This is a genomic window from Pseudofrankia asymbiotica, from assembly GCF_001983105.1.
In the GTDB taxonomy this organism is placed as follows: domain Bacteria; phylum Actinomycetota; class Actinomycetes; order Frankiales; family Frankiaceae; genus Pseudofrankia; species Pseudofrankia asymbiotica.
On sequence record NZ_MOMC01000050.1, the window covers coordinates 1 to 21,332 of the forward strand.

At 72.5% G+C, this 21,332-nt stretch carries 18 protein-coding genes and 2 pseudogenes; 9 read left to right on the forward strand and 11 right to left on the reverse strand.

What is annotated here, in order from left to right:
- Both BL253_RS24395 and BL253_RS24400 read left to right on the forward strand, forming a co-directional pair.
- The coding region (locus BL253_RS24395; RefSeq protein ID WP_131831556.1) for a transposase at window positions 1-396 on the forward strand (396 nt) is incomplete at its 5' end.
- A gap of 196 nt (window positions 397-592) precedes the next feature.
- The gene (locus tag BL253_RS24400) at window positions 593-1,123 is read left to right on the forward strand and encodes a hypothetical protein (protein ID WP_076819469.1); all 531 of its coding nucleotides are present in this window, start codon (window positions 593-595) and stop codon (window positions 1,121-1,123) included.
- Between the two features lie 28 nt (window positions 1,124-1,151).
- Here BL253_RS24400 and BL253_RS43990 read toward each other — a convergent pair whose 3' ends face one another.
- The 3 genes and pseudogenes from BL253_RS43990 to BL253_RS42425 form a co-directional block, all read right to left on the reverse strand.
- Window positions 1,152-1,733: a phosphotransferase gene (locus BL253_RS43990; protein ID WP_241835080.1), complete on the reverse strand. Its 582-nt coding sequence runs from the start codon at window positions 1,731-1,733 to the stop codon at window positions 1,152-1,154.
- A pseudogene (locus BL253_RS43995) lies at window positions 1,655-2,068 on the reverse strand (phosphotransferase family protein); the annotation flags it as partial. The gene BL253_RS43990 and the pseudogene BL253_RS43995, both read right to left, overlap by 79 nt.
- 221 nt (window positions 2,069-2,289) lie before the next feature.
- Window positions 2,290-2,445 carry a hypothetical protein gene (locus BL253_RS42425; RefSeq protein WP_158230406.1) on the reverse strand — a complete coding sequence of 52 codons (156 nt, stop codon included), beginning with the start codon at window positions 2,443-2,445 and terminating at the stop codon, window positions 2,290-2,292.
- A 196-nt stretch (window positions 2,446-2,641) separates the two neighbouring features.
- On the opposite strand from BL253_RS42425, the gene BL253_RS24410 reads away from it, so the two are divergent.
- Window positions 2,642-3,820: an ISAs1 family transposase gene (locus tag BL253_RS24410; protein ID WP_198946381.1), complete on the forward strand. Its 1,179-nt coding sequence runs from the start codon at window positions 2,642-2,644 to the stop codon at window positions 3,818-3,820.
- Here BL253_RS24410 and BL253_RS24415 read toward each other — a convergent pair.
- Complete coding sequence (locus BL253_RS24415; RefSeq protein ID WP_081438645.1) at window positions 3,817-4,422, reverse strand: protein kinase domain-containing protein; 606 nt, start codon at window positions 4,420-4,422, stop codon at window positions 3,817-3,819. The two genes, BL253_RS24410 and BL253_RS24415, sit on opposite strands and share 4 nt — an antisense overlap.
- A 335-nt stretch (window positions 4,423-4,757) precedes the next feature.
- Here BL253_RS24415 and BL253_RS42430 point away from each other — a divergent pair, with 335 nt between their 5' ends.
- Window positions 4,758-5,501 carry a hypothetical protein gene (locus BL253_RS42430; protein ID WP_158230407.1) on the forward strand — a complete coding sequence of 248 codons (744 nt, stop codon included), beginning with the start codon at window positions 4,758-4,760 and terminating at the stop codon, window positions 5,499-5,501.
- Between the two features lie 712 nt (window positions 5,502-6,213).
- Here BL253_RS42430 and BL253_RS24425 read toward each other — a convergent pair.
- Genes BL253_RS24425 through BL253_RS24435 form a run of 3 tightly spaced genes read right to left on the reverse strand, consistent with a single transcriptional unit; the run spans window position 6,214 to window position 9,158 of the window.
- The gene (locus tag BL253_RS24425; RefSeq protein ID WP_081438646.1) at window positions 6,214-7,374 is read right to left on the reverse strand and encodes an ABC transporter ATP-binding protein; all 1,161 of its coding nucleotides are present in this window, start codon (window positions 7,372-7,374) and stop codon (window positions 6,214-6,216) included.
- Window positions 7,375-7,391: 17 nt separating this feature from the next.
- Window positions 7,392-8,312, reverse strand: a complete 921-nt coding sequence (locus tag BL253_RS24430; RefSeq protein ID WP_338013745.1) for an ABC transporter permease — start codon at window positions 8,310-8,312, stop codon at window positions 7,392-7,394.
- A gap of 6 nt (window positions 8,313-8,318) precedes the next feature.
- Window positions 8,319-9,158: an ABC transporter permease gene (locus BL253_RS24435; RefSeq protein ID WP_076819472.1), complete on the reverse strand. Its 840-nt coding sequence runs from the start codon at window positions 9,156-9,158 to the stop codon at window positions 8,319-8,321.
- Between the two features lie 191 nt (window positions 9,159-9,349).
- Between BL253_RS24435 and BL253_RS24440 the strand changes: the two genes are divergently transcribed.
- Window positions 9,350-10,324 carry a YqjF family protein gene (locus BL253_RS24440; protein WP_081438647.1) on the forward strand — a complete coding sequence of 325 codons (975 nt, stop codon included), beginning with the start codon at window positions 9,350-9,352 and terminating at the stop codon, window positions 10,322-10,324.
- Window positions 10,325-10,555: 231 nt separating this feature from the next.
- Entirely contained in the window at window positions 10,556-10,996 is a 441-nt protein-coding gene (locus BL253_RS24445; RefSeq protein ID WP_338013746.1) for a nitroreductase/quinone reductase family protein, read from the forward strand.
- Between the two features lie 148 nt (window positions 10,997-11,144).
- On the opposite strand, the gene BL253_RS24450 is transcribed toward BL253_RS24445, so the two are convergent.
- Window positions 11,145-13,964, reverse strand: a complete 2,820-nt coding sequence (locus BL253_RS24450; protein WP_076819473.1) for a toll/interleukin-1 receptor domain-containing protein — start codon at window positions 13,962-13,964, stop codon at window positions 11,145-11,147.
- A gap of 10 nt (window positions 13,965-13,974) precedes the next feature.
- Window positions 13,975-15,387 carry a helix-turn-helix domain-containing protein gene (locus BL253_RS24455; protein ID WP_158230408.1) on the reverse strand — a complete coding sequence of 471 codons (1,413 nt, stop codon included), beginning with the start codon at window positions 15,385-15,387 and terminating at the stop codon, window positions 13,975-13,977.
- Window positions 15,388-15,754: 367 nt separating this feature from the next.
- Here BL253_RS24455 and BL253_RS24460 point away from each other — a divergent pair, with 367 nt between their 5' ends.
- A complete protein-coding gene (locus BL253_RS24460) occupies window positions 15,755-16,570 on the forward strand; it encodes a polysaccharide deacetylase family protein (protein WP_420801709.1) in 816 nt (271 codons plus the stop codon).
- Between the two features lie 12 nt (window positions 16,571-16,582).
- On the opposite strand, the gene BL253_RS24465 is transcribed toward BL253_RS24460, so the two are convergent.
- Window positions 16,583-17,782 carry a thiolase family protein gene (locus BL253_RS24465; protein ID WP_076819474.1) on the reverse strand — a complete coding sequence of 400 codons (1,200 nt, stop codon included), beginning with the start codon at window positions 17,780-17,782 and terminating at the stop codon, window positions 16,583-16,585.
- Between the two features lie 141 nt (window positions 17,783-17,923).
- Window positions 17,924-18,319 carry a Zn-ribbon domain-containing OB-fold protein gene (locus BL253_RS24470; protein WP_076819476.1) on the reverse strand — a complete coding sequence of 132 codons (396 nt, stop codon included), beginning with the start codon at window positions 18,317-18,319 and terminating at the stop codon, window positions 17,924-17,926.
- Window positions 18,320-19,157: 838 nt separating this feature from the next.
- Between BL253_RS24470 and BL253_RS45175 the strand changes: the two are divergent.
- Both BL253_RS45175 and BL253_RS45180 read left to right on the forward strand, forming a co-directional pair.
- Window positions 19,158-20,513 (forward strand): annotated as a pseudogene (locus BL253_RS45175) (alkyl/aryl-sulfatase); the annotation flags it as partial.
- An 82-nt stretch (window positions 20,514-20,595) separates the two neighbouring features.
- The gene (locus BL253_RS45180) at window positions 20,596-20,766 is read left to right on the forward strand and encodes an alkyl sulfatase C-terminal domain-containing protein (RefSeq protein WP_338013747.1); all 171 of its coding nucleotides are present in this window, start codon (window positions 20,596-20,598) and stop codon (window positions 20,764-20,766) included.
- Window positions 20,767-21,332: the final 566 nt, after the last annotated feature.

Below are 21,332 nucleotides of genomic sequence, written 5' to 3' on the forward strand. Positions count from 1 at the left end.
ACCGAGGTCCGTGCCGGGCTGCTCTTCCCGCACTCCGTGCAGGCAGTACAGGTCACCCGCCGCCGCCAGCCACTCGCCGGCGGCCCCGCACAGACCGAGGTCGTCTACCTGGTCACCAGCCTGCCAACACATCAGGCCAGCCCGACCCTGCTCACCGCATTCGCCCGCGAGCACTGGTCAGTGGAGAACCGGCTGCACTGGGTCCGCGACGTGACCTTCGGTGAGGACCTCAGCCAGGCCCGGACCCGCAACGCACCCCAGGTCATGGCTAGCCTGCGCAACCTCGCGATCACGATCCTGCGCCTGACCGGCGTCACGAACATCGCTCAGGCAATCCGCCACAACGCCCGGCGTCCTGAACGACCACTAGAGACGATCATGAAAGTCGCTTGCTAACCGACAACTTTGCCGGAGCCCTGACCTGGCAGGCCGCTACGGCGCAGGCCATGTCGAGCGTTTCCGCACGCCGATCACCGACGACAACCCGAACCTGTTCCGGGTCGGGGAGCACGAGCGGTTGCGGGATGGCGCCACGTGGAACCCGAGCACGCGGACATATGTCGGAGGCATCGAGACCCCGGCCAGCCGAACTATGCGTGAGATCGGTGCGGCCGCCGCGGCCCGGTTCGGCTACGTGTCAGGCTCGGAGGTCGTGACCAATCTGGTCAACTTGCCCGACGGTCGCGTGGTGCGTGGAACGCGGCTGATGCGAGGCAACACCGCCCGCCACGCCGCCACCGAGATAGCCTCCCGAATATCCTCACGGGGCGGAGATATCTCCCGCATCGTCACCGACGGCGACCTGATTTACATCGCCAGCGCGTCGGAAACCGAGCGCAGGGAAATTTTCCGCGCCGCTATGACCCTGCTCGCTCAGGGCCATGCCGGCACTGCCACGCTGGACTTCTGGCTCCGCGCGGCCTACCTACTATTTCAGGCACCACGCAAAAAACGCGGCGCTGATGCCACGATCCGGACATTCCTCATCGCCGCCGGCGCGTGCCTACTGGAATACCTACCGAGACTGATTCACGATATCGATCTGCTCGCCTATGTCCAAACAGAAGCGCAATTCGTGGACGAGTTGCGGACAGCACAGGATAGCGCCGGCTCCCTCCTGTGAGCAGGTGGGGACAGCCGGTGCCGTGACCTCATGCCTGGAGTTGGTCGAGCACGTCCCGCATCTGTTCGTACGTCTCCGGCACCGCATCGCTGTTGCCCATCCGGCGTCGCTCCAGGCGGATAGCACCGATGTGCCTGGCCAGGTAGAACAGCGACCGTCGAGCCGCGCTGGGTGTAGCGGGCCGCGATCCATAGGTCTCCCAGAACGCATCCCGCTCCGTGCCCGGCTTCTTGGCTGCCATGAAGATAGTCCAGTCCGCCTCAGGGTCGCCCCACAGCGTCCGGTCATTGTCGTACACCCCGCTGATCGTGGGTTCCGGCGCTCCAGATTCCATCATGACGTTGACCGTCCACAGGTCCCCATGGAGCAGACGCGGCTCGGTGATCTCATCGAGGACGCCTTGATGCTTACCMGCCTCGGTCGCGAATTCGCGCGCGTCGGCGGAGTCGAGACCAGCACGGTCCAAATCGCCGGCGAGATCAGTAAAGAACGCGACAAGAGTATCGCTCCAGGTGTCGAACCCGGGCCGCTCATGGGCCCGAACCGTTCTCCTCGCACGGCGTGGATGGTGCGCGTGATCTCTCCCATCTGCCGAAAGAACGATTTCCACTGAGAGCGTGGGTACTGGCCGATGCCTTGCGGCCCGGGAATCCCGTCGAGCATCGTCTGGAACAGATAGTCCCGCCCTATGACCGCGTGGGTGAAGTCCACCGCGAGCGTGCGCGGGATCATCGGAGCGATCGCCGCGAGGAATGGCACGCTCGCATGCTCGTTGCGCATAAGGTGCCGCTCGACGCTATACTGGCGGGCGGGTTCTGGGGCGACGCGAAGGATGACCGGACGGTCCTCGCCGATGTCGACACRGTAGGTGTTGTTGTACATCCCGTTGCCGAGCTCGACTGCCGACGCGACACGTACGCGCGATCCGAACGCCCGTCGACACATAACCTCGATCTGGTCAGAATCTACCGACTGCTGGAACGCATTACGGGAGCGATCAATCGGGCGGAAATCCACTCAGACTCCTAAATCTCAAGTGCGTGCAGGTCAGAGGCAACTGGTGATCAAAATATTGAAGTCTTACTCGTAGCCGTAATCTCACATCCCCGAAGATCCAGACCAGTGGGTGGGCCCGGGCACGATTATCCCTCGCACCCAGGGCTGGATCACCGGGCTGTCTCACGACCATGTCCGTCCGGCCCACGGTCGAGGCGATCGCCGGTCAGGTAGGAACCGGCGACGTTGCAGACCAGGTTGAGCAGGGTGTCCCGATGTTCGTCGTGCAGTGGGTCCTCGCTGATCGCGTCGACCGCGTCGTTCAACGCCTGCTGGACCTGCTCGGTGGTGTACGCAGGGCCCCGGCAAGTTTGCTGATGTGCGGGTGGTCGGCGCTGTCTGGGGTTTCTGGTGGGGCTGTGTAGCGAGAGGCTGACGCCGTGTCGGGGGGTTTCGTGGGTGCGGGCACGACACCTGGAGATCATGGAGGTTCCTACGCCGTCATGATCGACCTGAGGTGCCATGCCCGCCGCACCAGTATCACCGCCTGCCCCTGTTCTCGATCAGCTGGCTGCCGCCGTCACCGGCGGCTACCACCGGCCGCCGTCAGCGTCGGGCCTACTGGCGGTCTTCGGCCGGCTGTCGGACCCGCGCAAACCCCGAGGTCGGCGGCACAGCCTGGCCGTGGTGTTGACCTTGGCGACCTGCGCGGTGCTCGCTGGCGCACGGTCGTTCACCGCGATCGGTGAGTGGTCCGCCGACGCCGGCCTGTCGGTCGCTGACCTGCTCGGTGTCGTCCGGGTGCCCGACGAGTCGACGTTTCGCCGGGTGTTCGCCGCGCTGGACGCCGACGCGCTCGACACGGCGCTGGGAGCGTGGGCCGCCGCGGCGACCACCCCGCCGGCCGGGACGCGGCGCCGCCTCGCGGTCGACGGCAAGACCCTGCGCGGTTCCCGAACGGGCGACGTCCCCGGTAGGCACCTGCTCGCCGCGCTCGACCACGTCAGCGGCGTCGTGCTCGGCCAGGTCGCGGTGGACGCGAAGTCGAACGAGATCCCGGCGCTGCCCGTCCTGCTCGCCGACGTCGACCTGACCGACGCGGTCATCACCGCGGATGCTCTGCACACCCAGACCGAGACCGCCCGCTGGCTGGTCAGCCACGGGGCGCACTACGTGCTCACGGCCAAGGCCAACCAGCCCAGGCTGTATGCCCAGCTCACAGACCTGCCCTGGCGCCGGGTGAAGACCGCCGCGCGCACCACCGAACGCGGCCACGGCCGCCGCGAACGGCGCACCGTGAAAGCCACCGAGGTCCGCGCAGGGCTACTCTTCCCGCACGCCACGCAGGCAGTCCAGATCACCCGCCGCCGCCAGCCACTCACCGGCGGGCCGGCCGAGACCGAGGTCGTCTACCTCGTCACCAGCCTGCCGACCCACCACGCCAGCCCGGCCCGGCTCGCCGCGTTCGCCCGCCAGCACTGGACGGTGGAGAACCGGCTGCACTGGGTCCGCGATGTGACCTTCGGTGAGGATCTCAGCCAGGTGCGGACCGGGAACGCGCCCCAGGTCATGGCCAGCCTGCGCAACCTCGCGATCACGGTCCTACGCCTGACCGGCGTCACGAACATCGCCGCAGGCATCCGCCACCACGCCCGCCATCCCGAACGCCCACTAGAGACGATCATGAAACTTGCTTGCTAACCGACAACTTTGCCGGGGCCCTGGTCCAGCAGGACGTTCGCCGGCTTGAGATCCTGATGAACGACGCCTCGCTCGTGCGCGTGTGCCACCCCCCACGCGACCTGAGCTGCGATGTCCAGAATGCGGGCCAGGGCCGCCCGATGGCCGCCAGAATAGAGCCGCCCGTCTTCGATCCAGTCGTGAAGGCTCCCTCCGTCGACGAACTCGGCGAACGCCCGCGGAATCCCGTCCAGCGTGCGGACGTAATGACAGGTGCACACATACGGGTGTACGCCGAGGGACACCCACAGCCGCGCCTCGCGAAGGAAACTCTCGCGTATCGCGTCGCCACCGGGAAGATCTAGTCTAGGGCTCTTGACCGCCAGGTCCACGCCCCACCCCAGATGATGCACCCGATAAACCAGACCCATTCCGCCCGCTGTGAAGACCTCCAGCACCTCGTACAGGCCGAGAATCCGGTCCCCGACCTTCCAGAAAGCGGCGGACTCGCTCGTCCCGTCGAGCCCGGCCGTCGCCCGCGCTGGCAGYGGGGCGGCGGCGATGGGCGTCCTTTCGAGGGCCGCCAGCGCTGGCAGAGGAACATCCACGGCTAAGGTGGTCATGGAGCCTTTCTGACCYCGATGCGCCCGGTTGTGTGGCCACCTCACCATGTCCGTGGTGTCCCTTCCCCAGTCAGCGCCTGCTATACCTGACGATCCCACGCACCGGCGCCGACCGCGAGCGTCCCAGCGGCCGGCTGGAGGCTCGCCCCTCCTTGATGGCCAGCTCATCTTGTGGAACTGGTAGCCGTGTCAACCATGCGACAGGGTTGCCCTCGGCTTCGCGGTGTAAGGTCCAACATCGGTGGCTGGCCGGCCGCAAATCGACACCCGCGTGATACCCGTTCACCGGAGGCCACCCGGAGCCTTCGGAAATCTCGCTGGTGGAGGTATCGTCAGTGCGCATTATCCCGCCGCGGGTCGCCGCTGTGTTCGGTCGCCGCCCGCCATCCACGCCGTCGCCGTCGCCCACGCCGTCACCTACCCCGTTCCAGAATGCGGTCGATCGGGGATCGGCGCCGGACGCCCAGTATATCGATCTCTATGGCTGCCGGTACCTTCTTCTGGCGGACACCAAGGGCTTCGCTGAGGCAACCATGAGCAACAATCAGGTCGTCTTTCCGCTGCGGACCGAGACATACGTCGACACCTATCGGTGGATAATCGGCAGGTTTGACTCGATCTACGGCGGCGGGATGACGGCTCACCACAAGGCTTTGAAGCATTCGACGCTTGTCTGCGATGACTGCCGCCAGGAGTTCTCACGCAGACTTCTTTTCTCGGCCGTAATGTCCGGCCGCCCTCTTTCGTGCGCACATTGCGCTGGCGAGGGAAGCCTCTGGGTGTACGACCTCATCGAGCCTGCCGAGATCGACCAAAAGGATGCCGAAGCCATCGGGCTCCTGWGGCGCGCCAAGGCCCGCGAGTGGTGGTCGCGGACGGAGAAGAAGTACGCGATCTGTGATCATTGCAACGACAGCATCGCACCAGGTAAGGGCGCCTATCTGGACGACGACGACGTGCTTGTGTGCCTGGGYTGCGAGCGCCAGCTCCTTGATGACGGACTGCGCCAGCTGCGCGCGGATCCATACCGTTTCGGCAGCACCGAACTTCGCCGGGCGCGCCAGATCCAGGGCGGATGAGGCCGCGTCGGCGATTCGTCACGGTCACGGGACGTTCCTGYGACGTCAGTGGCTCCGGCCGGGTCTGTAGGAACGCGGCGGTCAGGTCGCCGCGCATCCGCTGGCCGAGGGAGAGCTGGCGCACCGGTGTGTCCAGGAACGGCCCGAGATCCAGCATCTCGACGAACCGGGCGAGGTTCGCGCGGAACTGGCCGGGCGGCACCCGGTAAAGGTGGCGGACCAGCTCGAAGCTGTCGCGCAGCGGCAGATCCCACCACAGCGTCGAACGCTGCCCGAACACCACCCCCAGACGCTGCGCTAGGGCGAAGAGCTGATTGCTTCGACAAGCCCCTACGGCTCGACATCGGCGGTCAGCTGGCCCAAGGTGGGAGGCGGGAGGATGTCGCATCTCACTGCGAGTTACGATCACCAGGCTCGATTGCGGAATACATGTCAGTCGAACACGCAACTCTGCCAGCATCAAGCCCCGGATAGCTGTCGGCGTAGTGGTGGGCCAGCACGAAACGCTTGGCGCCGCTTCGTCGACGGGCTGACGGTGTACCGGCGGGCGTCGGACCCACTTACGGGCCGCCAGCTGTGAGAGTCAGTCTGGCCCACTAGGTACCGGCGGCTGAGCCCTCTGGCCCAGATTTCCGACAGCCCAACAGCGGATGGTGGATGAGAACTGGCACCGCCGACTTTCGGGAGCCAACCCATCACAGCCGCGGCGACGCTAGTTCGCCGCGGGTTCGGCGGCAGGGCGAGGTTCCGGTCCTGTTGTGTAGAGGCGGGTGATGACGTCCTCGATGGGGGGTTCCCGGATCGCGAGGTCGACGAGGGGGTAGCGGGCGGCGATCTCGGCGACGAGCGGAGCGGCGCTGGCGCGGGCGGGGAAGGCCAGCCACTGGCGGGGGCCGTCGACGCGGATGACGTGGGCGCCGGGCGTGGCGACGGTGAGCGGGGGCATCGGCGCGGCCAGGTCGACGACGAGCGTGCGCTCGCCGCCGAGCCGTTCGCGCAGCGTCGCGAGGTCGCCGTCGAAGCCGAGCCGGCCGTGGTCGATCACCAGGACGCGCTGGCAGAGCTGCTCGATGTCGGCGGTGTCGTGCGTCGTCAACATGATCGTGGTCGCCTGTTCGCGGTTCTTCTCGGCCAGGAACGCGCGCACAGCCGCCTTGGAGACGACGTCGAGACCGATGGTCGGCTCGTCGAGGTAGACGATCGACGGATCGTGCAGGAAGGCGGCGGTCAGGTCGCCGCGCATCCGCTGGCCGAGGGAGAGCTGGCGCACCGGTGTGTCCAGGAAGGGGCCGAGATCCAGCATCTCGACGAACCGGGCGAGGTTCGCGCGGAACTGGCCGGGCGGCACCCGGTAAAGGTGGCGGACCAGCTCGAAGCTGTCGCGCAGGGGCAGATCCCACCACAACGTCGAACGCTGCCCGAACACGACGCCGATCCGGCGGGCGAGCGCGATCCGCTGGTGGGCCGGGTCGAGGCCGGCGACCCGTAGCCGGCCCGCGCTCGGCGTCAGCACCCCGATCAGCATCTTGATCGTCGTGCTCTTCCCGGCGCCGTTCGGGCCGAGGTAGCCGATGATCTCCCCGGCTCGCACGGTGAACGACACGTCCCGCACCGCGTGGACGTCGATCCGCTCACGCCGCAGCCGCTGCCCGGCGATCCGCCGCCGCTGGACGAACGTCTTCCTGACCCGCTCGGCCTCGATCACGATCTCGGAACCCGGACCGGCCGATGCCCCGGCCAGGCCAGCCGGGGCCAGGCCGGCCGGGGCCAGGCCGGCCGGGGTCAGATCGCCCGAGGTCAGACCGCCTGTGGGCGCGTCGGGCGGTGGCCGGCGCTGCCGCGGCGGGGTCGGCTCCTGGCCTGGCGCGGTCATGAGGGTCTCGTCATGGGTCAGCTCCCCGTACTCCGGTAGCGCCGCACGCCGGCCCGCCAGGCGAGCGCGGCCAGGCCGACCGCGACGGCCGCGACCAGCGGCGAGGCGAAGCGCAGCGCCGTCGGCAGGCCGAGCGGGTCGGGCCGGGACAGGACGTGCAGCGCCGGCAGCCAGCTCACGAACCCGATGGGCAGCACGACGGTGAGCAGCAGCGCCAGGTGGTGGCCGTAGACCGTCATCGGGTAGCGCGCGGCGAGCGCCGAGCCCTGGGTGCTCGCCGCGACGGCGACCGTCGCGTCCGGGGCGACGAACAGCACCGCCGCCGTCGCGACGAAGGCGCTCGCGGCCAGGACAGCGCCGCACAGGACCATCGCCGGCACCAGCAGGACCCGGTCCGGCGTCCAGTGGACGTGCAGGGCGAGGCAGCTCACGACGACGATCACCGCCGGCTGGGCCACCCGGGCGACGCGCTGCGGGGAGAACGCCATCGTCGCCGTCTGGACCAGCACGCTGACCGGGCGGATCAGCACCACGTCGAACCGGCCGTCGCGAATGTGCCAGCCCAGCCGGTCGACCGGGCCGACGAACGCCTCGGCCAGCGCGAACGCGAGGGCCGACGTGCCGTACAGGAACGCCACCTCGGCCAGCGAGAACCCCTCGAGCGCGGACAGGTGCGCGAAGACGATCCCGATCGCGGCGAGGTCGAGAACGGTCGCCGCGGCCTCGGTGAGCGAGCGCAGCGCGAGCGACGTCCGGTACTGCGCCGCCTCCCGGAACGCGACCCGCACGAGCAGCATGTACGCCCGCGCCTCCGCCCGCAGCAGCCCGCCGATTCCCCGAACGCCCCGGACCGCGCCGGCCCCACGGTCACCACGGACCCCACGGGCCTCGCGGACTCGGCGGACCCCCGCGACCGGGCCTGTCTTCCCGCTGGCCACCGGTCGTCAGCCGCCCTGCGTGACGACGCGGCGCAGCGCCAGGCGGGTGAGCAGGCCGCTCGCGCCCAGCAGGACAAGCGCCCAGGCCGCCTGGAACGCCAGTGCCTGGCCGATCCCCGTCCCACCGGCCGGGCGCAGGTAGATGTCCATCGGGACCTGCACGATCGCGCCGAACGGCAGCACCCTCGCGACCTCGCCGAAGGCGCCGGGAAAGATGGTCAGCGGCAGCACCGCGCCGGAGAAGAACGTCATCGTCAGCGACGACACCGCGAGCGTCCCACGCGCGTCGGTGACCCAGAACGCGGTGAGCGCGACCAGGTAGCGAATCCCGAAGCTGACCAGCAGCGCGAACACCAGACTGACGGCGAACCCGGCCGCCGCGGCCCCCGACGCGGGCAGAACGACCCCGAACAACGCGACGCCCACGGCCCCGGCCGGGACGGCGCGGCTGACCAGGAACACGGCCGCCCGCCCGATCTCCCGCGCGAGCCACCAGCGCAGGAACCCGAACGGCCTCGCCACGTCGATGACGATCCCGCCGTTCTCCACCCGCCCCGGCACGTCGATCATGCCGCCGAACGCCGCGAACGTCGTCATCAGGGCCTGCCCGAGCACGACGAACGTGACCGCCCGCCGCGTGTCGTAGCCCGCGAGCCCCGGCTGGGCCTCCCATACCGCCAGTGCCAGGTACCCGCGCAGCACGGTCAGCGTCACGTTCGACAGCACGGACGCGGCGACCGTCGCCCGGTACGCGACGTTCGCCCGGGCGCTCGCCGCCGCGACCGCCACCCAGCCGCGCAGCTCGGCGAGGGCTCCCGGCGGGTGCGCGGCGGCGGCGACGGTCACCAACGGCCCCCTCCCCGTCCCCGGCCCCGCCCGGCGCCGCGCGGACTTGGAGCGGCTGCGCCGAAAGGTCTCGACATCGACCGTAGAACGCGGGCGAGCACCGGTGTGGCGAAACCAGCCAGGACCCGTGCCGTACCTGTGGTCCCGTCGCCACGCGCGCCCGCAGAGTCGAGGGGAGCGACTATGGAGCCATGAGCGCTCACGACCGGTCCGGGGCCGCGACGAGTGGCGACGCCCCCTCGCCGCCGGTCCTGGACGGCTCCGGGCCGGCGGGCTCCGGCCGGGCGGCCTCCGGGCTCGCTGACTCCGGACCCGCTGGCTCCGGACCCGCTGGCTCCGCCGTCCGGCCCGACCCGCCCGCGCCGACGGCCGGCGTCCCGGTCGCGGCGGGTGACCCGGCGGCCGGGACCTGCCCGTTCACGGTCGAACGGCCCGTCATGCGGCAGCGATGGGAGCGGCTGACGTTCCTGCACTGGCCCTACGGGGCGGACGCCGTCCAGCGGCTGCTGCCGACGGGTCTCACGGCCGAGACGTGCGACGGGGCGGCCTGGGTGAGCCTGGTGCCCTTCTTCATGCAGGTACGGAGCGGCCGGCGCGACCTGGCCGCGCCCTGGGCCAGCTTCTTCCCGGAGACCAATGTGCGGACATATGTCCGTGACGAGCGCGGCCGCCCGGGGATCTGGTTCCTCTCGCTGGACGCGGCGCGGTGGGGCGCGGTCGCCGTCGCCCGGACGACCTACCGGCTGCCGTACTTCTGGTCGTCGATGCGGCTGTCCGAGGAGGCCGGCCACGGCGCCGACAGCGGAACCGGCGCCGACAGCGGCGCCGGCGGCGGCACGACGACCTACACCTGTCGGCGGCGCTGGCCCGGCCCGCGCGGGGCGGCGAGCCGCGTGGCGGTCCGGCCGGGCGAACGCATCCCGGATGCCGAGCTGGACGCCCGCGACCATTTCCTGACGGCCCGGTTCCGCCTGTTCAGCCCGGTCCGCTCGGGCTCGCCACGCACCGCCCGCGCCTGGCACCGCCCCTGGCCGCTGCACCGCGTCGAGCTGCTCGACCTCGACGACGCGCTGGTGACCACCGCCGGCCTGCCGGCCCCGGAAGGCGCGCCGCTCGCGCACTACTCTCCCGGCGTCGACGTCCGCATCGGCCGCCCGGAGAGCTGAGCATCCGGCCGCCCCGTTCCCGCCGGTGGCGGGTGTCCCGCACGTTCTCGCCGGCAGCGCACCGTTACCGCCCGGAAAGGCCGCAGGCCGGCAACGGTGAGCCGCCGGTGGGGGTGCGTGCTCCATGTGATGTGCTGTCGCCGCAAACCGAGCACCTACCCAGCCGATGTCCCGGCCCTGGACGCGTCCGGCGTGGCCAGATCACTGTCGATCGAGGAGAAAGCCGTGACGATGCCAAGCGACATGCGGGAGTTCAACCGGTCGGTCGTCGCCGACTTCCGCGCGAACGGCGGAGAGCTCAGCGACGGGATGCTGAAGGGGTCGCGCGTGGTGCTGCTGACGACCGTCGGCGCGCGCGGCGGCGCCGAGCACACCACCCCGCTCGCCTTCTTCGCCGACGGCCCGGACCGGATCGTGCTGTGGGCGTCGAACATGGCGGCGCCGAAGCACCCGGACTGGTACGCCAACCTGGCGGCGAACCCGTCCGTCACCGTCGAGGTGCCCGGTGCCGACGGCATCGACCGCTACCAGGCGACGGCGAGCATCGCCAGCGGCGACGAGCGGGCCCGGCTGCTCACCGCGCTCGCCGAGTTCAACGAGAAGATGGCCGCCCACCAGACGATGACCGAGCGCGAGATCCCGCTGGTCGTCGTCGAACGCGCCGCCCAGTAGCGCCACACCGGTCAGCCGCGCCGGCCGGTCGCCTCGATCGCCCCGGACCGCCCCGGACCGCCCCGCCCCGCCCCCACGGCCGTGTGGTCGCCTCGGCTGGCGGCAACACGGCCGGGGGGCCAGGTGCGGTCCGGCGGCGCCGACCCGGTCAGTCCGCCGGCTCCGGCGCGGCGAGGGCGTGCAGCAGGACGCCGTCACGCTCACGGATCAGGTCCAGCAGCCCGGCGAGCTCGGCTGGCAGTACGTAGTCCGCCGCGTCGCCGATCTGGGCCAGCAGCTCGCTCGACTCGTTGATCAGCGCGAACGACTCCACCAGCGTCCGCGCCGGATCCAGCGCCGGCGCGAGGTCGAGGCCGCCGGACGCGAGGCCCGGCCCGTCGGGCTTGCCGTCGAGGAAGCTCAGGTCGAGGTCGCCCGGGTCGGGTACCTCGCCCACCTGGGCCAGCGCCCGCTGCGCCGCCGGGCCGGTGGCCGCGATCGTCAGGGTGTCGGCCAGGTCGCGGCGCAGCAGGTTCAGGCCGGCCTCGACGAGCGCTGGCGGCACCGGGCCCGCCGCGGCCGGCCACCAGCCGCCGATCGTGGTGGGCCACCAGGCGAGCAGCCGCCGCTGGTGACGCAGCGCCTCGGCCAGCGGCGCACGCGCCCGGTCGGGGTCCTCGCCGCCGGCCAGGCAGTATCCCCACCGCGCGAGCGCCCGCGCGTGGTCACGCTGCCGGCCCGGGTCGTCGGCGGCCTCCTCGGCGAGCCGGCGGCGGATGCGCAGCACCGCCAGCACGATCGGCTCCGCCTCCCGGGCGGCGGCCGGGCCCCGCAGGGTGAGCAGCCGGGTGGCGCGCAGGTTCAGCAGGTCGGCCGTCGCGGCGAGCTCGGCCGGGCCGTCGCCGTCGACGGCCGCCAGCGCTATGGACACGGCCCGCTCGTGCAGCCCCGCCCAGGCCGGCATGTCCGTGCGCAGCACCCCGACGACCTGCAGCGCGGCCGTCGGGTCCGGCTGGCGGGCCAGCACCGCCTCGACCGCCTCCGCGAGCGGCCCCGGCTCGGCGATCCGCGGCAGCACCATCGCCGCGTCGACGACGAGCCGGGCCGGGTCGCCGGCGAGCAGCTCGGCGACGTCGGCGGCGAGATCCGGGTGGCGCGGGAGCACCCGGCCCAGCGTCGTCAGCGCCCGGCGTGCCTGCTCCCACCCGACCAGCCGGCCGACCTTGGCGAGCAGGCCGCGCTGGGCGAGCAGCGTCTGGGCGACGAGCTCCTCGCCGACCCGGTCCGGCCGCAGCGGCGCGACCAGCTGCTCGTCGTCGAGCCGCGGCACCGGCGGGTAGAGATCGCACACCCATCGCAGGTAGCGGTCGACGGCGTAGGGGGCGGCGCCGTCGAGGGGCCGCAGGACGGCGAGCAGGCCGTGCAGCTCGGGTTCGGTGCGGGCGCCGAACAGTGTCGCGGCGCTCACCACGGCGTCGAGGCGGCGGATGAACGGCTCCGGCAGCGACGCCTGGCGCAGGCTGCGCCGCCAGTACCGCCGCTCGTGCCGCAGCAGCCGCCCCAGGGCGGTGTCCGCCGCCTGTCCGCCAACCGGCCGTCCCGCCGGGCCCTGGCCGCCGGGCCGGGTGCCGCCGGGCCGGGGCCGACTCGGCGGCGAGGGCCAAGCCGGCTCGCCACCGGCCGGCGGCACCGCGGGCTCCGGCTCCGTCGCCGCGGCGACCTCCGCGTCGAGCACGCTGTTCAGCGCGGCGGCGTGGATGGACAGCAGCGAGCCGGCCGCGGCCCCTCCCGATGCCGCGCCCGCGTCGAGGCCCGGCGGCATCACGTCGGGTGCCGTCCCGGGAGCCCGCAGTCCGAGCCGCCGGGCGAAGGCCGCCGCCGCGCGCAGGAACTCCTCGTCGGGGTCGAAGCCGCCGCTGGGCAGCGTCAGGTCGTGCCAGGGCATCGCCGCCGCGGTGAAGAGCACGGCGACGGCGTCGCTGTCCGGGTACTCGGAAAGCTCCCGCAGCCAGTCGCCGCCCGCCCTGGCCAGCAGCAGCAGCCGGGCCGGCACCGACCCCGGCCGCCGCGCGAGCAGCGCCTCGGCCAGCCGGCCCACCCGTTCGGTGTCGCTCTCGGCGTAGTCGACGACGAGGAGCTGCGGGACGCCGAGCTCGCCGGCCCTGGCGACGTCGTCGAACGACGGCTGGCCGGGGCGGGCGGCGGCGAGCGGGCCCGCCACCCAGCCGAGGGCGCGCCGCCGCGCGCACAGCTCCAGCGCGAGCCGCGACTTGCCCTGGCCGCCGGCGCCGGTGAGCAGCAGCGCCGAGGTGGGCGCGGCGCCGTCGAGCCAGTGCTCGAGCACCGCCAGCTCCGCGTCCCGGCCCCGGAACGGCACGACCCCCAGCTCGGGCCGCAGCAGCGCGCTCGGCGGCAGCTCCGCCGGTGCGGGCCCTCCCCCGGGGTCACCGCCGTCCGGCGGCGGGGTGAGCAGGCGGCTGACGAACAGCGCGGGGGCGACCACGCGCAGCTCGGCCACCAGGTCTCGCAGGTCGCCGCCGATGTGCCGGTTGCGCAGGTACAGGTACTGCCGGCTCGCGAGCGCCGCGATGTCGTCCGGGAGCTGGTCGGCCCGCGGCGCCCTGGTCTCGGTGAGCAGCACCGGGATGACGGGGATGCCGGCCGCGAGCGACTCGGCGATCTCCCGGCGCACCCAGTCGTCCGGCTGGTGCAGCGCCGGCTCCCCGCCCGAGCCCCGGCTGGTCGCCGTCAGCCAGTCCGGCCCGATCAGCACGACCGTCACGGCCGAGCGGCGCAGCCCGTCCGCCAGCCGCTCGGGAAACGCCTGACCGGCCCGGATCGAACGGCTCGACCGGAACACGTGCCGCTCGCCGACCAGCGCGCACAGCTCCCGGTCCAGCACCACCGCCGCGTACGCGCCCGGATCCCGGCCCCGGAAACTCAGGAAGACGCTGGTTCGGGCCGGGCCGCCCGCCGGCCCGGTCGGCACCGGCGGCCCCTCAGCCGGCGCGCGCCAGCAGCGGGCGGACCCGGGTGCGCACGTCGTGCAGCGCCGGGTGGTGCTGCCAGCGACGGGTAGCCGCCCCGAAGCCGCGCAGGTCGGCGCGGATCGTCGCCGAGTCGGCGCGGCGGACCTCCTCGGCGAGGCCGTCCAGCTCGCGGCAGGCGCCGTCGAGGTCACCCTCGATGGCGCGGGCGAGCGCCAGGCGCACCCCGAAGCGGGCGCGCGCGCGGGCCTGCCCGGCTGGCATGGCGGCGAGCCAGGCGGCCAGCAGCTCGGCCGCCTCGGCCGAGCGCCCCAGGTCGACGAGGCACCAGCCGCGCACCAGCGCGGTGTGGGCGTCCGTGCTCGGGCCGAGCATGAGGTCGGGGCTCTGTTCCGGCTGGACGCGGGCCGCGAACGCCTCGGCCGTGTCGAGCAGGCGCATCGCCTGGGTGTGGTCACCGGCCAGGGCGTGCCCCTGCGCCTCCCGCAGTGCCGCGAGCCAGCGCACCCGCGGCGGCAGGCCGGAGCGGCGGCGCACCGGCGCGACCAGCGCGACCGCCCCACCCGCGTCACCCCGGTACAGGGCGACCAGGGCGCGCCGGACCTGGGCGTACTCCCCCAGCGTCTCGTCGCCGCCGGCCGCCGCGTAGACGACCGCCTGCTCGGTCCACCACATCGCCGTCCGGTCGTCGCCGGTCTCCTGGGCCATCCACCCGGTGAACTCCGCGACGCGGGAGGCCAGCACCAGCAACGCCCGCTGGTCGCCGCCGTGCGCCTCGCCGGCGAGCACGCGGACGGTGTGCAGCAGGCCGATCGTCATCGGCAGCACCGCGGCCGGGCTGAGGGTCCGGCCGAGCTTGCGCAGGGAGCCGGCGACGGCGGCGAGGCCTTCGACGTCGACGGCGGCCGTGGCGTAGGTGCCGGTGAAGCTGACGACGCCGAGCCCGTCGGCCATGCCGGCGAGCGACCGCACGATCCCCTCGGCGAACCGGCCGCGCCCGTCGGGCGCGAGCTCGAGCACCCACGTCTGCGGGCTGGGCAGCGGCGGCCCGCCACCGGCACCCATTCCCGGCCCGGCCGGGTGGCCGCCGCCCTGGCCCGCCGGGCCAGGGCCGTCCATCGAGGTGTCCGGGGCCGGACCGGTGCCACGGTCTCGGCGCTGGACGAGCGCCAGCAGGGCGCCGTCGGCGCCGACGGCGGCGTCGACCTGTCGGCCGAGCTGCTCGCTTGGTCTCTTGCCCCCGGACTCGACCTTGCTCAGGTGTCCCTTGCTGTAATGTGTCCGGCGCGCCAGCTCCCCGAGCGTCAGCCCGGCCGCGAGGCGCCGCCGGTGCAGCTCGGTGCCGAAGTCCGAGATACCCGCACGTGCGTCGTCGCGTTCCGCTGGTCCGCCGTCCAGCCCATTCAGCTCATTGCCACCGGGCACCGTTTCCCCCCAAGCGACGGCCGGTCTGGCGCGTTTCGCCGGCTCCGTGCCGGATGGTACCGGCCGGCGGAGCCGACAAGGCCCGCTGAACACCGGAATGGGCCGTTGTCCGTTTCCCATCCCACATGCCCACGGACAACCCGGGAGATTACGCAGTCGGACCACCCAGAATCGAGACAGGCCGGGCGTGACATCGGGGGGACGCCCGGCCTCTGGTCACGAAGACGGGCCGCCCGGGTCATACCGGAGCAACGGTGACCTGAAGGCAGCCTGTCTTGCGGCGGCCCACCTGGGCGAGACAATCGTCAGGCCGAGCGCACACGCCCTGGGCGGGAGGTCTCTCCCACCCCGCGGCGAGGGGGGGATCGTGCTCGTGGAAGGCGGTACCGAACGGGCCGGCGGTGGCCGCCACGCGGGCGCCCCGCGCATGCTGGGAGGCGTCGCCGGGGCGGTGCTCGGCGCCGCCACGGTCGGCTACGCGGGTCCCGCGGTCACGTCCTGGCCGGCGCTGCGGGCACGGCTGACGCCCGGGCTCGCCGGTCTCGGCCGCCAGGACCATGTGGCCCTGACGTTCGACGACGGACCGGACCCGGCCTCGACCCCCCGTTTCCTGGACGCGCTGGCCGCCGCGGGCGCCCGGGCGACCTTCTTCCTGCTGGGCTCGATGCTCGCCCGCTCGCCGTGGCTGGGCCGGGAGCTGGCCGAGGCCGGCCACGAGGTCGCCGTGCACGGCTGGCGGCATCGATACACCCTTCTCCGCACCCCCTCGGCGCTCTACGACGACGTCGCGCGGGCCACGGACCTCATCGTCGATGTCACCGGGTGCCAGCCGGTGTTCTTCCGCCCGCCGTACGGGGTGCTCAGCACCGGAGCACTGGCCGCGGCGAGGCGCCTGGGTCTGCGGCCGGTGCTGTGGACCGCCTGGGGCCGGGACTGGCGGCGCGGGGCGACCCCGGAGTCGGTGCTGGCCGCCRTCCGCGAGGACCTCACGGGCGGCGGCACCGTTCTGCTGCACGACTCCGACTGCACGTCGGCCCCCCAGGCCTGGCGCTCGGCGCTGGGCGCCCTGCCCGGCCTGCTCGCCGAGTGCGCCGGGCGCGGCCTGCTCGTTGGCCCGCTCCGCGACCACTTCGACCTCGGCCCGGCGCCCGCCGGGCCGAGGCCCGCCGCGGAGGCCGGCTGACGAAAAGGCGGGTTACGCGGCCGCGCGCTCGAGGATGTGGACGCCGCAGGCGTTGCCGAGGCCGATCACGTGCGCGAGGCCGACCCTGGCGTTCGGGAGCTGACGGTCGCCCGCCTCCCCGCGCAGGTGGGTGGCGACCTCCCAGACGTTGGCGATGCCGGTCGCGGCGATCGGGTGGCCCTTCGACTCCAGGCCGCCGGAGACGTTGACCGGGGTCTTGCCGTCGCGCCAGGTGGCGCCGGAGTTGAAGAAGTCGACCGCGCCGCCCTCCTCGCACAGCTTCAGGTTGTCGTAGTGGACCAGCTCCGCGGTGGCGAAGCAGTCGTGCAGCTCGACCAGGTCGAGGTCCTCGGGGCCGATGCCGGCCTTCTCGTAGGCCTGCGTCGCGGCCTGCCGGGTCAGCGTGTTCACGTTCGGCAGCACCTGGCAGGCCTCCTCCCACGGGTCGGTCGTGAGGACGGAGGCGGAGATCTTCACGGCGCGGCGCTGCTGCTCCAGGGAAAGCGTCTTCAGCTTGGCGTCGGAGACGAGGACGGCGGCCGCGGCGCCGTCGCAGTTCGCCGAGCACATCGGCCGGGTGTTCGGGTAGGCGATCATGACGTCGTTCATGATCTGCTCGAGGGAGAACCGCTTCGAGTAGGCGGCGAGGGGGTTCAGCGTCGAGTGCGCGTGGTTCTTCTCGGAGATCTTGGCGAACAGCTCGAAGCTGGTGCCGCCGTACTTGTGCCCGTACTCGAGCCCGATCTGGGCGAAGACGCCAGGCATGGTCTCGGTGCCGATCCGGCCGTCGATCGGGCCGACGGCGCCGAACCGGCCGGTGGGCGTCCAGTTCTCCGAGTCGCCGCCACGGCTGCCGCCGGCGAGCAGGCCGGCGCCCGCGAGCTTCTCCACTCCGACGGCCAGGCCGAAGTCGGCGTCGCCGGCGCGGATCGCCATGTGGCAGACGCGCAGCGCGGTCGCGCCGGTCGCGCACGCGTTCGACACGTTGTAGACCGGGATGCCGGTCTGGCCGACCTGCTTCTGCAGCATCTGCCCGGAGGCCCGGCCCATGAGGCTGCCGAAGGCCAGGAGGCCCATCTCACGCATGGTGACCCCGGCGTCGGCGAGCGCGCCCATGGTCGCCTCGGCCGCGAGGTCGATGACGTCCTTGGTGGGGTGCTTGCCGAACTTCGTCATGGTGATGCCGAGGATCCAGACGTCGTCGCTGGCCATGTCCGCCGCTCCGCTTCTTCGTGGTGGATGGAAGGTCCGTGGGGCGGCGGTGCCGCCGTGGCCGCTGCCCGCGCGAGGCGTCCGTCCCGGCCGTGGGCGTTCTGGCCGGGTCGGGTCGGCCCGCGTGAGCGGCGGGCCGGGTCAGCGCTGGGGCTCGAAGCCGAAGTTGACGGCCTCGACGCCGCTGCCGTCGGCGCCGACGGGCTGCAGCGCCAGGCGCACCTTCATGCCGACGTGCACGGCCTCGGGAGTCGGGTCGACGTTGATCAGGTTGGCGCGGACGCTGGTCCCGGCGCAGTCGACGGTCGCCGACACGAACGGCACCGGGATGCCGGGCGCGGCCAGCGAGACGATCGTGAAGGCGCGCACCTCGCCCTCGGTGGCGATGTCGACCTTGCGGAACCCGGTGGCGAAGCAGTTCGCGCAGGCGTTGCGACGGTCGAAGAACCGCGCCCCGCAGGCGGTGCACTCGTTCGCGACCAGGTGCGGGCTGTCGCCGAGAGCCAGGTATTCGACGAAGGGGATCGACTGCGACACGGTCGGCGCTCCTAGGCGGTACGGCCCCGATGGGGTGGGCAGCGAGCTGGCCCCGGCCGGGGCCAGCCGCGGGACGACGGACTGTCGAGCGGGCGGTGCGGTGGGTGAGCGGGGGCCGGCCACGCGCGGCGGCGCGGCCCCTCGCCCGCCAGGGGGCGACCGCGAAACCTGGTTCTAATTCCGGCATACCACCCGCCCCCCGCCGCCAGCAACCGCTACGACCGGGCCGCGGCTCCGACACCGCCGTCCCGCGCGTCCGCGACGGGCTTCGGTCCCGGCCCTCGCCAGGCCCGCGGCGCCTCGGGCGGTCCGGCTCCCCCACCGACGTCCCCTTAAAGTTCATATATCGAACCCAGCGGCGAGACAAGCGAACCGGGACGCGACCGACGACGCCTGGCCGCCCGCAGCGTGGTCGGCCTGGCGCTGCCGTCGTTCGCCGGGCGCGGCCCGCCCTACTCGGGCGGTATCCGATCTATCACGAAGGGTAAATCCCAGAGATCGGACGCGGTTGGGAGGAGAGGCAGTGATGGTCGGAGTCGACGAACGGCCGAGGGTGTCCGCATCCACCCAGGCTGCGAACGAGGCGACGGCACGGGCGCTGCCCTTCGGAGACGAGGCCGACTTCACCGACGCCCGGCGCGGGCTGATCGAGGAGGTCCCCGACCTGGTCATCCGGGACCCCTCCGGCTTCACCGCCTGGGACTCCAGGCCCTACGAGTTCCTCCGCGACGGCGCGGCCACCCCGGAGACCGTCAACCCGAGTCTGTGGCGCTACGCGCGGCTGATGGCCACCACCGGGCTGTTCGAGGTGACGGAGGGGATCTACCAGGTCCGCGGGATGGACATCTCGATCGTCACGTTCATCGAGGGCGACACGGGAGTGATCGTCGTCGATCCCCTGGTGACCGCCGGTGCGGCGCGCGCCGCCCTCGACCTCTACCGTCGCCACCGGGGTGAACGGCCCGTCGTGGCGGTCATCCACAGTCACAGCCACGCCGACCACTACGGCGGTGTCGCCGGAGTCGTCGACCCGGCGGACGTCGCGGCCGGCCGGGTGGCGATCCTTGCTCCCGAAGGGTTCCTGGAACACGCCGTCAGCGAGAACGTCTTCGCCGGGACCGCGATGAGCCGACGCGCGGTCAACATGTACGGCGCGCTGCTGCCCAAGGGGCCGGCGGGCCAGGTCTCCGCGGGGCAGGGCCTGACCAACTCCCTCGGGCCACCAACGCTGATCCCGCCGACCCGCRCCGTCCGGGCGACCGGCGAGCGGGCCGAGATCGACGGCGTGCGGCTGGTGTTCCAGCTGGTGCCGGACACCGAGGCTCCGGCCGAGATGAACATGTACCTGCCGGACCTCCGGGCGCTGTTCGTCGCCGAGACGGCGAACGCGACCATGCACCAGCTCTACACGCTGCGGGGCGCGCAGGTGCGCGACGCCCGGGCATGGGCGCGCTACCTCCGCGAGACCGCCACGATGTTCGCCGCCGACTCGGACGTCCTGTTCTCGACGCATTCCTGGCCGCGCTGGGGCACGGACGCGCTCACCGTGTACCTGACCGACCAGGCGGACGTCTACCAGTACCTGCACGACCAGACACTGCGGCTGGCGAACGCCGGCTACACGATGCTGGAGTGCGCCGAGATGATCGAGCTGCCGCCGGTGCTGGCCGCCAGGTGGTACAACCGCGGCTATTACGGCTCGGTCAGCCACAACGTGAAGGCCGTCTGGCAGCGTTACCTCGGCTGGTTCGACGGCAACCCGGCGAACCTGCACCCGCTTCCGCCGGAGCCGGCCGGGCGACGCTACACCGAGATGATGGGCGGGCCGGACGCCGTCGTCGCGAAGGCACGGCGGTACTTCGACCGCGGCGACTACCGGTGGGTACTCCAGGTGCTCAACCACGTCGTGTTCGGTCATCCCGGCCACCACCCGGCCCGCGAGCTCGCCGCCCGGGCCTGCGAACAGCTCGCCTACCAGACCGAGAACGCTCCGTGGCGGAACTTCTACCTCGCCGGGGCCACCGAGCTGCGCGGCGGCATCCCCCCCGGCCTGCCCACCACCAGCACGGCGAGCGCCGACACGGCGCGGGCCATGCCGGTCGACACGCTGCTCGACTACGCCGGTACCCGCCTGGACGGTCCACGCGCCGCCGGCCAGGACCCGCTCACCGTCGACCTCGAGGTGGACGACGTGGCGGCCGGCCGCCAGCGCGTCGAGGTGCGCAACGGCGTGCTGCGCCACCGCGCGCGGTGGCCAGGAGCCGGCCGGTGCGAGCGTGCTGCGGCTCGCCCGGGCGGAYCTGGCCGCGCTGCTGTCCGGCGAGGCCACGCTCGCCGACCTGCGCGGCGACGGGCGGGCCGCCGTCCACGGCGACCCTGGACCGCCGGAACGGCTGTTCGGCCTTCTCACGGACAGCACGTTCTGGTGGCCGATCGCCACACCCTGAGGCAGCCGCGGCGCCGTCCGCCCGGGCGCCCGGGCGGCCGGGCGGCCGGGCGGCCGGGCGGCCGGGCGGCCGGGCGGCCGGGCGGCCGGGCGGACGGGCGGACGGGCGGACGGGCGGACGGGCGGACGGCCGTGTGCTCATCCTGTCCGACGTCAGAGTCAGCACCAGCGCCGTCTCACACCCCAGACGTCTGACACGACGCCCGAGACCCCACGGGCGCCTGCCACGGACGCGGGAGAGAGGTACCCGGGCCGCCGCTCCGCTCTGCCCGTCCTTCCACCCATGGGTTGTGGCGGGCGGGAAGGCAGGATCCGCCCCACAAACCATGACCGGATCCGACGAGGAAGCTGAGTGACGAGGGACCTGAGTCATTAGGTTGGCTCGTTCTTTGTCCCACCGGTCACGAAACGCCCGACCTCGCCGGCTGCCGAGCGGAATGGAACTGCCGGGCGAAGCTGGCGGCCTGACGGTGAGGACCAGGGCGGCGAATGACGGGACGGATGCGCTGATGGCGGTCGGCTGTGGGCACGGCTGGCGTGAGGGCCGGGCCTGGCGCCGGCTGCCCT

Bases quoted from the DNA above. Each gene is read 5' to 3' on its own strand.
- BL253_RS24410 (WP_198946381.1), top strand. From the start codon at position 2,642: ATGCCCGCCGCACCAGTATCACCGCCTGCCCCTGTTCTCGATCAGCTG.
- BL253_RS24425 (WP_081438646.1), bottom strand. From the start codon at position 7,374: ATGACCGCGCCAGGCCAGGAGCCGACCCCGCCGCGGCAGCGCCGGCCA.
- BL253_RS24465 (WP_076819474.1), bottom strand. From the start codon at position 17,782: ATGGCCAGCGACGACGTCTGGATCCTCGGCATCACCATGACGAAGTTC.
- BL253_RS24400 (WP_076819469.1), top strand. From the start codon at position 593: ATGCGTGAGATCGGTGCGGCCGCCGCGGCCCGGTTCGGCTACGTGTCA.
- BL253_RS24440 (WP_081438647.1), top strand. From the start codon at position 9,350: ATGAGCGCTCACGACCGGTCCGGGGCCGCGACGAGTGGCGACGCCCCC.
- BL253_RS24445 (WP_338013746.1), top strand. From the start codon at position 10,556: ATGCCAAGCGACATGCGGGAGTTCAACCGGTCGGTCGTCGCCGACTTC.